Annotated in this window: 10 protein-coding genes, 1 pseudogene and 1 riboswitch; of the genes and pseudogenes, 5 read left to right on the top strand and 6 right to left on the bottom strand. The window is 56.6% G+C overall.

What is annotated here, in order from left to right; all coding sequences use genetic code 11:
• Position 1: 1 nt before the first annotated feature.
• Complete coding sequence (locus ACVI9W_RS00690) at positions 2–262, bottom strand: DUF1652 domain-containing protein (RefSeq protein ID WP_461528836.1); 261 nt, start codon at positions 260–262, stop codon at positions 2–4.
• Positions 263–583: 321 nt separating this feature from the next.
• Between ACVI9W_RS00690 and ACVI9W_RS00685 the strand changes: the two genes are divergently transcribed.
• Entirely contained in the window at positions 584–1,840 is a 1,257-nt protein-coding gene (locus ACVI9W_RS00685) for a pyridoxal phosphate-dependent aminotransferase (RefSeq protein WP_461528835.1), read from the top strand.
• On the opposite strand, the gene ACVI9W_RS00680 is transcribed toward ACVI9W_RS00685, so the two are convergent.
• Entirely contained in the window at positions 1,766–2,413 is a 648-nt protein-coding gene (locus ACVI9W_RS00680) for a DUF1345 domain-containing protein (RefSeq protein WP_461528834.1), read from the bottom strand. The two genes, ACVI9W_RS00685 and ACVI9W_RS00680, sit on opposite strands and share 75 nt — an antisense overlap.
• Positions 2,414–2,573: 160 nt before the next feature.
• On the opposite strand from ACVI9W_RS00680, the gene ACVI9W_RS00675 reads away from it, so the two are divergent.
• Together ACVI9W_RS00675 and ACVI9W_RS00670 are read left to right on the top strand one after the other, a co-directional pair.
• On the top strand, positions 2,574–3,530 hold the full coding sequence (locus ACVI9W_RS00675) for a site-specific integrase (protein WP_461528833.1): 957 nt from the start codon (positions 2,574–2,576) through the stop codon (positions 3,528–3,530).
• Between the two features lie 103 nt (positions 3,531–3,633).
• The gene (locus ACVI9W_RS00670) at positions 3,634–4,071 is read left to right on the top strand and encodes an acyl-CoA thioesterase (RefSeq protein WP_461528832.1); all 438 of its coding nucleotides are present in this window, start codon (positions 3,634–3,636) and stop codon (positions 4,069–4,071) included.
• A gap of 76 nt (positions 4,072–4,147) precedes the next feature.
• Here the strand turns inward: ACVI9W_RS00670 and ACVI9W_RS00665 are convergent, their stop codons facing one another.
• Positions 4,148–4,450, bottom strand: coding sequence for a DUF3077 domain-containing protein (locus ACVI9W_RS00665; RefSeq protein ID WP_461528831.1), 303 nt, complete (start codon positions 4,448–4,450; stop codon positions 4,148–4,150).
• Between the two features lie 441 nt (positions 4,451–4,891).
• Here ACVI9W_RS00665 and ACVI9W_RS00660 point away from each other — a divergent pair, with 441 nt between their 5' ends.
• Entirely contained in the window at positions 4,892–6,391 is a 1,500-nt protein-coding gene (locus tag ACVI9W_RS00660) for a hypothetical protein (RefSeq protein WP_461528830.1), read from the top strand.
• Positions 6,392–6,605: 214 nt separating this feature from the next.
• Here the strand turns inward: ACVI9W_RS00660 and ACVI9W_RS00655 are convergent, their stop codons facing one another.
• The 3 genes and pseudogenes from ACVI9W_RS00655 to ACVI9W_RS00645 all read right to left on the bottom strand — a co-directional run bounded on the left by ACVI9W_RS00655 (position 6,606) and on the right by ACVI9W_RS00645 (position 8,811).
• Positions 6,606–7,265: a TenA family protein gene (locus ACVI9W_RS00655; protein ID WP_461528829.1), complete on the bottom strand. Its 660-nt coding sequence runs from the start codon at positions 7,263–7,265 to the stop codon at positions 6,606–6,608.
• Positions 7,266–7,268: 3 nt separating this feature from the next.
• Complete coding sequence (locus ACVI9W_RS00650; protein WP_461528828.1) at positions 7,269–7,916, bottom strand: TenA family protein; 648 nt, start codon at positions 7,914–7,916, stop codon at positions 7,269–7,271.
• A 79-nt stretch (positions 7,917–7,995) separates the two neighbouring features.
• A riboswitch (TPP riboswitch) is annotated at positions 7,996–8,110 on the bottom strand.
• Between the two features lie 38 nt (positions 8,111–8,148).
• Positions 8,149–8,811: pseudogene (locus ACVI9W_RS00645) on the bottom strand (IS5 family transposase).
• A 305-nt stretch (positions 8,812–9,116) separates the two neighbouring features.
• Between ACVI9W_RS00645 and ACVI9W_RS00640 the strand changes: the two are divergent.
• Positions 9,117–11,078: a hypothetical protein gene (locus tag ACVI9W_RS00640; protein ID WP_461528827.1), complete on the top strand. Its 1,962-nt coding sequence runs from the start codon at positions 9,117–9,119 to the stop codon at positions 11,076–11,078.
• Positions 11,079–11,133 lie beyond the last annotated feature (55 nt).

The following is an 11,133-nucleotide window of genomic DNA, read 5'->3' as shown; positions in this document are numbered from 1 at the left end:
CTCAGCCTGCGGCGCGCAGGTTGCAGGACGGCTCGAAGGCATCAAGTTCGGCCTCGACGGCTTCGATGATCCGTTCAACATCGGTAGCAGGCATCAGGGTGGCGCAGGGAATTCCGGCGATGGCTAGCAGGGTTTCACCGGTGGCCCGGTCAAACAGGCGAGCGACCATGCTGCGCGGGGCATCCATGCTGGCCTCGAAGCCCAGCGGATGAAAATACCAGCGCATCACCTGGCAGGCGTTGGGAAACGTCAGTTTGTTCATTCCGGCCTCCATGTAGGGGTGAACAACAGGGCGAGCGGAGCAAGCTGTGCTTCAAGACTTGGCGAACATTCAAGAAACCTAAACATAGCACCGCTACCGTGAATGTCCGCCCGCAGTCATGACAGTTTTCCGGTTCTTTCAAGCTGGCCATTAGCGACTGCAAAATCCCCTGAAAACAAAGACCGAAAGGGCAAACGTTTGCCGGCAACATTTCCCCGCTGCGGGCAATGGCGCTCTGCTATTTTTACCGGCAGTCGGCTGGGATGCCTGCCTGGGATTTTCGGACCAATGGCTCCCCCGGGTTCAGTCAAGGAGACCGCCATGCGTTATTCCACGCTCACCCAACGTATCGCCGGTGACGGTGCTGCTGCCTGGAACATCCACTACCGCGCGCTGGAACTGCAGGGGCAGGGGCGCGAAATTTTCCTGCTGTCGATCGGCGACCCGGATTTCGATACGCCGCAGCCTGTTGTCGAGGCCGCCGTAAACAGTCTGCGTGCCGGTAACACGCACTACTCCGACGTGCGTGGCAGCCTTGGTTTGCGCCAGGCCATTGCTCGCCAGCAAACGCGTCAAAGTGGCCAGCGGGTCGATCCGCAGGAAGTGGTGGTGCTGGCCGGCGCGCAATGTGCCTTGTATGGCGTGGCCCAGTGCCTGCTCGATGCCGGTGACGAGGTCATCGTCGCCGAGCCGATGTATGTCACCTACGAAGCTGTGTTCGGTGCCTGCGCAGCGAAGGTGATACCGGTGCCGGTAGGTCCCGAACAAGGCTTTCGCGTTGACCCGGCCGACGTCGCCGCGCGGGTTACCTCTCGCACACGGGCGTTGCTGCTCAACAGCCCGCACAATCCTTCCGGAGCCAGCTTGCCCAGGCACAGTTGGGAACGTCTGGCGCAGATCTGTATCGAGCAAGACCTGTGGCTGATCTCTGATGAGGTCTATAGCGAGCTGCTGTATGAAGGCGCGCATTTCAGCCCGGCCAGCCTGCCGGGCATGGCTGCGCGCTGCGCGACCATCAACAGTTTGTCCAAATCCCACGCCATGTCGGGCTGGCGGGTCGGTTGGGTCATTGCTCCGCAGGCGTTGTGCGATCACTTGAGCAACCTGGCGCTGTGCATGCTCTACGGCCTGCCGGACTTCATTCTCGATGCCGCCCAAGTGGCCTTGGAGCAGGATCTGCCGCAGGTGCGGCAGATGCGCGAGACTTACCGCGAGCGGCGTGACCGGGTGTGTGCCTGCCTCGCCGATTGCTCGGGTATCAGCGTGCACAAGCCGGACGGCGGGATGTTCGTGATGGTTGATATCCGCGCCACCGGCCTGGGGGCGCAGGCTTTTGCCGAGCGCTTGCTGGAGGAACACGGGGTGGCGGTGCTCGCCGGTGATGCCTTCGGCCCCAGTGCGGCGGGGCACTTGCGGATTGGTCTGGTGCTCGACAGTGAGCGTCTGGAGCAGGCCTGCCAGCGCATCGCCCGGTGTGCTGTGCAGGTGCTCGAAGGCCGGCTTTCACTTGATCAGTGTGGCGGCCATGTTGATGGTAAAACCAAGAATGGCGGTGTTGAAGATAAACCCTACCAATGAGTGAGCCAGCACCACCCGGCGCATAGTCCGCCCGGCCACGCCGACATCGGAAGTCTGTACCGCGACGCTCAAGGTGTAGGAAAAGTAGTGAAAGTCCCAATAGTCGGGGTGTCGTTCGCCATCGCTGAAGCGTAGCAGCGGCGTGTGCGCCTGGGCGGTGTAGAACAGGTGGGCATAGTGCAGGCTGAAAATCGCACCGATCAGCAGCCACGAGCCGGCGACGGTGAAGGCGGTAAAGGTCAGCTGCAGCGCCGTCGGCCCATCTTCGAGCTGAGCGCCGGCCGCCAGTTGCAGCACCACTGCGACCAGACTGGCAATGGCCGCGATGCTGACCGTGAACAGCACCAGGCCGGCGTTCTCGTCCTCGATACTGGCAACCTTGCGGACCTTTTCTGCGTTGGCGCCCAGCGTCAGCCACAGAATCAACAGCAGGTAGAGCCAGACGCCGCTGTTCCAGCCGATCAGCACATGCTCGACCCAATCGTTCGCCGGCAGCAGCCAACCGCTCAGGAGCCCGACGAGGGCGGCGATACTCAAGCGCGGGTGGCTGCGGGTCAGTCGATGAAAAGCCATGTTGTCTCGGGGCTATGGGGACCTTGAGCAACTGTAGCTGCAAGCCGGGGGCAGGGCACGCCATGATATTGCCTTCAATCGATCCCGAAGGGTCGGATGAGGTACTATCGGCATCCGTACCGGGTGTAAATGGCTTGCCAATCAATGACCTGGTCATGACATGGGGCATCTGCCCCGAGCTTCGTTCTACAGGATTCCCGGTTTGTCCGATTCACTGCAAAACCCCCTGCTGCAATACCTCGCCCGCCTGGCGCCTTCCAGTCAGCTGACCATGAAGTACATCCTCCAGGATGCCGCCGACCGCTTGGGTTTCGAGGATTGCGACATCTGCGAGGTGCCGTGGCACCAGCTTGAACCAGGCCATGTCACCGCCCTGGTGGCGGCCTTGCGCGCCGACGGTTACGCGCCCAACACCTCGTCGCTGTACGTCAATGCGGTGCGTGGGGTGATGAACGAGGCCTGGCGTCTGGGCTTGATCAGCCAGGATCAGCTGCTGCGCATCCGCAGCGTCAAACCGACCCAGGGCACACGCCTGGCCAGTGGGCGCAACCTCAAGCGCAGCCTGATCCGTGAGCTGATGGACGCCTGCGCGGCCGACCCGCGCCCGCAGGGGTTGCGCGATGCGGCGGTAATCGCCTTGCTCTATGGCACCGGCATGCGCAAATCCGAATCGGTCAACCTCGACCTGAGCCAGGTCGATTTCCACGAGCGCAGCTTGCAGGTGCTGGGCAAGGGCAACAAACAACTGATCAAGTACGCGCCGACCTGGGCTTTCGACAAACTCAACGCCTGGCTGGCCTTTCGGCGCGAGCAGCTGCCAGAAGGCCAGGCCGATGACGACTTCCTGTTCAATCGCATTCGTCGCGGCAGCCACATCACCCGCGAGCGCATCACCAAACATGCGATCTACTACATTGCCCGCCAGCGTGGTACCCAGGTTGGGGTAAAGATCATGCCCCACGATTTCCGTCGCTCGTTCATCACCCGGGTGATTGAGGAGCACGACCTGTCGATTGCGCAGAAACTCGCACACCACAGCAACATCCAGACCACCGCCAACTACGACATGCGTGACGACAACGAGCGGCGCCGGGCAGTAGATCGGTACGATTACTAGCCCCCCCGCCTGGGAGGGGCGCTGAAGGCTGACGAGTCGATATGTTGAAGGTCCGTAGCGCTGCTGCGGACATTATCAACCTATTCGTTCGAGGTTTTTGCCCATGCCTGTAAAGGCCCACCGTCCGCGCCGCGAAGACTTTCGACGCGCCTATACCCTCGGCACGCGCTGGGGCGACCATGACTCTTATGGTCATGTACAGAACGTCGTCTACTACTCATTTTTCGATTCGGCGATCAGCCAGTTCCTGGTCGAGCAGGGGACGCTGGATATCGACAGCAGCCCGGTGATCGGCCTGATTGTCGAGTCGAGCTGCACCTTCTTTTCGTCGATCACCTTTCCTGATCAGGTGACCGTGGGCCTGCGTATTGCGCACCTGGGTAGCAGCAGTGCCCGTTATGAACTGGGGATCTTCCGCAATGACGAGACTGAAGTGTCAGCGCTTGGTTACGTTGTCTATGTGTATGTAGACCGGGCCAGCAACAAGTCGACCGCCATTCCTGAATTGGTGCGTGCTGAATTGCGTAAGTTGACTGACTAGCTGCGTCATCGCGGGGCAAGCCCGCTCCCACCGGGCTACCACCATCCCGGTGGGAGCGGGCTTGCCCCGCGATGCTTTAAAGCGGATTCAACTCTCTATTCTCAAGGGCATCGAGCAAAGCCTCAGCCAGCCCTTTGGCCATCTCCACCGAATGCAGGGTGGACCAAAGAAAGCCCTTGGATGACTCATCGATACCATCGAAAGCCTTGTTGCCCGTGTCATACGCGCAACGCAGGTACAGCGAGATATGTACCAGGGCATCGTGCGGGGCGAGGCCGGCGTTGACGGAGAACAATTGCGGGTGACCGGCGGGGCAGTCGCCGAACGGTTTTTCGAGGGTGGGGGAGAGCGAGGGTGGATCGGGGACAATCTTCTTCATGGCACAACCTCACGAGATTGAACTACGACCGCTCGTTTCCACACGAAGGGTGGCAGTTGTACGCGGGGTGGAAAACCAGGTCGTGAGTAACCCCGGCAGGCCCTGAAGCCTCCCGCGCACAACTGCCATAACGACAGCACTCACGATATACCCGGGTTTCCACACCCGATCACTGAACCGACAGTGACCAAGCAAGCCTATTAGGGCTGGTTTCCTAGGGCAATCAGAAGGGCATCGACAGACCGCGTAGGTTATTTCCTAGGACCTGAAATGACCAGACTTAAAATCTTTCGAAGCAATTTGACACCCCCCGCACCAAAGCAAGAGCGAAGCGGAAACTTGGTGCCACCTAGTATTTTTGTCAGTTACCTGATGCCCGGATTTTCCGCACACTACCCCGCAACACACCTGCGCTGCGCTGTTCACCTTCCGGAGTCCTTCATGACCACACTCAGTGAATCCCGAGCAGACATTCATGTTGCTGAAGCCATAGTCGGCCTCAAAAACCTGATCCTCGATCCTGACGAGGTTCGCAACGGGACCGACGCCAACATCCCTCAGTACTTGGGCAAGACCGAGGGCGATGTAATAACCCTCAGGTGGTTAGGCGGTGGTGGGCACAATTTCACCTTCAGCGTCACTGTCGATGCGAGCAACAGCAGTGCGCCGATTCCCATCTCTATTGCCTATGACCCGTACATCATCGGCAACCTCGATACCAACGTATCGGTGATCTACGAGGTCAGACGCAAGAACGGCAGCACCGCCACGTCGTCGCCACTGGTGTTCCGGATTGAGCGGCAACTGGGGCAAAACCTGGTGGCGCCTACGGTGATAGAGGCGTCGCTCGGCGGTACGCTCGATCCGATCAATGCGCAAAACGGCGCAACCGTGCGAGTTGCCTATGCCGGTATGTTGCTAACCGATAGCCTGGCCGCAGTCTGGACCATTGAAGGCAACCCGAATGCATACGAAACCGCCCCACAGAACGGCAGCCTTAGCGGTTTTGTCAATTTCCTCATCCCGGTCGCGGTGGTGGCAGCCAGCCAGGGCAAGCGGATCAGTGTGCGCTATTTCGTTGGCCGCGGGGGCAGACCAGGCGTACCGTCCGCTTTATTGGAGCTATCGGTAAGCGTACTCGGCCAGGAGCATTTGCCTGCGCCGGTGGTGCCCCAGGCCAGCGGCGGCACGCTCGATTTTTACACCTTTCAAAGCAACGCCATGGTCAACGTCCAGCCCTGGCCATTGATTGCCGCAGGGCAGCGCTACTGGATCAAGGTCAGCGGGATGCTGGAGAGTGGTATAAGCCACATGTTCTATCCGGCGAAAGCTATACAGGTCAATGAGTCCCAGGTCGGCGCCGGACTGAGCGTAGTATTGCTGCGCACAGAGCTGGAAAAGCTCAAGGATTTGAGTGAACTGACAGTTGAGGTCAGGGTTGCGTTCGATGGCGCAGCAAACGAAAACTTGGCGCAAGTATTTCCCGTGTTAGCGCTCACGTTTAAAATTCATCGCCTTGTTTCAGGTAGTGAGAATTGGGAAAGTGTCCCTTTGCAGACGTTTGAGCTTGGACGTCCCGTAAGATTTCCTTCCGGCGTCACTGTAGAGGTAATTACAGACGCCTCGTCCCCAGGGCTTCGCAATTCTATACATGAGTACAGAGATATTAAGGGTTTGTTGATTGTGACTAGCTCAAGGGTTGATCTGACGTTTGGTGGGCATATCAGGTTCTTCTCTGCGATCCTCAAGGGGAATGATTTTGCCGGAGTAGTAGTTAAATATTATGATGGCCGCGATCTTGTTGATAGTAGAGTGCTTCCGAATTCGCCACTAACAATACCGTTTCAATTTACCGCTCCTTCCGGGCGCGGGATCAATAGAGTCGAGTTTGAAGCAAGTAGGCATGATGAATATTATATTGATGATTTGGTTTGGCGCTAGTATGTGGTTTCGTAACTAAGACCTAAGGCGACTTGCCCATAGCTCATATTGAACAAGTGATGGGTTAGGACGTTTCGGCTTGTACAGGAGTTTGCCAAAGTAAACCGCCGTAAGGGTGGTACGGCGGTCAATTATCATTCGGGCAAACTAGTATGTATAAAAGCACAGTGCTAGTGACGGTTTCATAGCGGGGCAAGCCCACATTTCTTAAAATTTAAGCCGCATCCAACCCCATCTGCCAAAAATCCGCTTCCAGCCGCGAAGCCTGAGCAAACACCTTGACCAGCTCAGCAAACCGCCGCTCAGTCATCGTCCGGGCGGCCAGATCATCCAGATGCGCCCGCGCTGCCGTAGCAACACCCTGATACCCAGCCCCGGCATACTCGGCAATCCAGTCCCGATACGGATGATCCCCCAGCGCATCGACCCCTTGCGGCGTCAGGTTACGCCCAATTTCGGCATACCCGATCACACAGGGCGCCAACGCCACATGCAGATCCAGCAGATCCCCGGCCGCCCCGCAGTCCAGCACAAAGCGCGTATAGGCAACCGTCGCCTGATGCTCAGGCGTCGCGGCCAGGTCCTCAGGCGCCAACCCCCAACGCTGGCACAGGCGCACATGCAGCTCGGTCTCATCGAGAATCGCCGCCAACCCTGCCTGCGCCGCGCGGATATCGTCCAACGTGCGGCTCTTGTAGGCGGCCAGCGCCCACGAACGGGCGAACTGAATCAGGAACAGATAATCCTGCACCAGGTACTTGCGAAACGCCGGCTGGGTGAGGGTGCCCGCGCCCATCTGACGGACGAAGTCGTGGTCGACGTAACTGTTCCAGTCGGCAGCGGCGGCCTGTTTCAGGCGGTCAAAGATGTCCATGGCTTATCCCTTGATATCGTAAGCAGCGTCGAAAAAGGCGTGCTCCAGCGCAACGCCGCGCAGGAAGAAATCGGTACTGATCTGCGCTTGCGCCGGCCCCACCCGGTCCAGTTCCGCACGCAGAAACGCCACGAAGCTCTGGAAGTCCGGATTGTCGTGCAGGGTGATCCACTCAGCATGTTCGAAACGTGGAGGCAGCTGCTTTGGCGCGCGCAGGGCCCAGTCCAGATACATGCCTTCGGCAACGTTCAGCACAGCCAGGGCCGCGGCATAGGAACGGGTGGCCGCCGCCTCGCGCATGATCGCCTTGAAACCCGCGGTCGGCACCGAATCGGGTGCCTCAAGGCGTTGCGCCTCAGTGACCCCGAGTGCCTCGAAGGCGCGCAGGAAGTAGGTGTTCTCCTCACCCGAAATCACCCCGGTGAAGCGCCCCAGGCGGATGCGCGCCTCGAAGGTGTCGGCAGTGGCGATGGCCGCGCCGAGCAAGGTCAGGAAGGCGTCAATGAAGCGGTGGTCCTGGATCAGGTAATTGACCAGCACCGCATCGTCGAGGGTGCCGTCGAGCAGTTCGTTGACGAAACGGTGCTCGATCGATTGCGTCCAGCTCGGCTCGCTCTGGCGGCGAAGGGTATCGGTGAAGCGTTCGGTCATTGGGCTGTCCTCAAAGCTGGCGACAGCGAGACCGGGTAAAGCTGACATGGGCGGCCTCGCAGTGAGACCGGCAAAAAGGCAGGTTGGCAATCCCCATCCCTTCGCCGGCATGATCCGGATCAGGTTCGAAGGGTCACCGCGCTGTAGCTGTCAGCGGTTTCTCAGCCCGTTGCCGGGCTCCCCTTGGTGGCCGAATCTATACAGCAAGCGGGCAGGATTGTCACGTTGGCTGCTAGGCTCTGTCTGAAGAAAGGTGTCGCAGACACCGCATGACACAAGCCAGTGAGACCATCGCGCCATAACTTTTTGCGAGCTTGTCGAAGCGTGTCACAAGTCGGCGGTTCTCTTTCAGCCAACCGAACATACGTATCGTCCAGCAATGGCTGCGCGTAGCTTATATCGCTGGCTTGACCGCCAGAAAGGAGAAAGCGCAATGGCACGCCGTTGGCGTCGCAGAGCATATGAATCTTGGTGGTGAACCCACCGCGACTGCGGCCTAGAGCGTGATCGGCGGGTTCATCAGGGCCCCTTTTTTACCTGCACCTGATGAAGCGCGGGTAGCACGAACAGCCGTTGAATCGATCATCCAGGTCTGCAGGTCAATGAGCCCTTGATCATTGAGCTTGAGATGTAATCGCTTGAGCATCTGATCAAATGTTCCCTGGTTTCGCCAAACTCGGAATCGGTGATAAACCGTCCGCCAAGGCCCAAAACACTCGGGCATGTCCCGCCAAGCAGCGCCTGAGCGCAACAACCACGGTACGCCATCAAGCATCAGACGATCACTTGATCGCGGTCTGCCTCTGGTGTGGGTTGGGGTGAAGAGGTCCGCGACCACATCCCATGCTTCATCCGAAAGTTCGTAGCACTTAGCCGTCACAGGTTTCCTTTCCATAGATGGCTGAAAACCTTACAAAATCTCAGCGTTCGCGGCTCGGGAGTTGGGTTTCTCCGAATTTCAGGCAGAGCCTAGGCTTCGCGCAGATACATTCCATACAGACCCTAGACAAGATTTTCAGTGGTATTTCTGAAACACCACACTGGAATCACGCAGCGCGTCACGGAACACATTCCCACTTCGTAGACAACTGACAATTTTGTCAGTTGTACTCGCCTTCGAAAAGCATTAAACAATCACGCACGAAGACATCATTAAGTAAAGAAAGGGTTTCCCCAAAAACGGCACATCAAGGAAAAAAAATGAGCGAAGACTTCGGCGGATTTGATTGCGTATCCATTAATGAATGCTCAGGCAAAGGCCATTTCCACCTTCCTTTGGCAGGTTTTCTAGACGATGCACAAGGCCCCTTATTCACACTGGAACTATCAGCAGACCTGATAGACCCAAACCTGAATCTGTTTGGCCATGGTAGATGGAGTCTTTATTGGGGAGGACTAGGAGCCTCAACAACCTATCTTCGCCTCTATGGCGTGCCGTTTACCAATGGACAATCTGTCAGTTGCGACCTCGACCTGAATGGATTCACACGGGGCGACAATTATTTGATAGATGCCAGCCGCTTCCTCAATGCAGTCGTTGACAATGTCAATAATGATGTCACGGAGATGACGGAAACAAACGAAAACTTTATCCATATCACCTTGAAAAATGGTGCAATTCATGTCTATGAGCTAGCACCGAAGAAGGATGGACACTGGGGTAATGTCCTGCTCAGCAAGGTAATTGCACCCTCCGGAAAATTCGTAGAGTTCACTTGGGACGATAAATGCTCTGCCGCGCGCTTGACTCGAATTAGCGACTCACTGGGCGACCTGCTCACCGTCCAATGGCAAGATTCAAAATTGAGTGGGCTACAAGTGTTTCCGGGTACCGACGAGGCAATGACACTCGTCGCAACCAATGCAGAAGACACTATAGAGTTGCTGCTGAGCGGTGATGGGATTGAAGCCGATAGATTGACTTATCGACTGAGCATCGGTGCCGGCAACCTTTCAAAGCTTGAGATGGAGAGGGCATACGGCAACGAAAAAGCATGCGTATTCACAGACACCGCTTCGTTCACATACAAAAATGAAAAAATTGCCAGCTATCAACTACATCTTCACGACGACGCCGATGGCGATAATTTCGTTGCAACCTATGCCTACACAAAGAACACCGACAACAACACCAGCAGGACAACAGTCACTTGTACCCAAGGCACCTTAACCGACAAGAATGGAAATGGTTTTAAGCGCCAAACTGGACTATACACCTACAACTTCGAACGCGACTGGCTCAAATCATCAACATTCAATGCAAATGGCAATATCGTTCACACCACGCACGACATTAGCTTCGTTGCGGCAGACCAGCGCACACAGCTGACATCAACCCGAACAATTAACAATGGCGAAGCAGAAACAGCAGTTTGGCATTTTGACTGCTACGGAAACCTAGTAAAGCGCGATGAAGCAGGCGTGGTTACTGAGTGGACATACTACAATGATTATGATGTCTTCAACGTTTCTGAAGAATCAGAACGCGTCTATACGATAACCAAGGAAAACTGGCCAGGGCAGTGGCTGCAAGCCACGCTAGACCACGCCAACCCAGTGGGTTGGGGATGTCTAATATTCGGCAACAGCGGACTCACTTGGTACAAGGTGGCTCATACCACGGTCACACTGACACACGCAGGTACGGACTACGCCAAATCCGCGTTCCAACTGCCGGTGGACTTGGATTATCCAGGAAGTAGTGCGGGTTTTTCATCGCACCCAGAGTCGGAAATCGTGTACTTTCGTCATGGAGATACATTGCACCCTCGGAGCCTCACCTTTTATGGTTATACAAAGTTAACACCTATTGCGCACCCCCATGTAAACAGAACACATACCTTGGTCCCATTTAAAAAGCTGACCATCATAGACCCCAACTTCGAGCGTGTGGATATTTCGAGTCTGCAACTGGACATCGCCAAGCAATGGGCCAAACCTTTTGCTGACAGTTTGAAACTGCAAGTGAACGCCGCTGAAGACGCAGAAGAAAAGTCCACATTTACCAACATGATTTCAAACCTTGATAAGTGTCTTGAAATGCAGAGCAAGCAAAATGGAGTCGGCTTCCGGCTGAAGAAGCCTTGGGCTGCGCATTCAATGCACGTCGAATCACTTTCTTACGAAACTAATCAGAGCAACCAAGCTTCGGCTGGATCATAGAAAACACGTCCTATTCACTCAATGAAGAAGGGACTAAAATAACCTCTACGCAAAT

Source organism: Pseudomonas sp. 210_17 TE3656, from assembly GCF_054821965.1.
The sequence above is the reverse complement of the archived record's forward strand: the minus strand, read 5'-3'. Positions and strand labels throughout refer to the sequence as shown.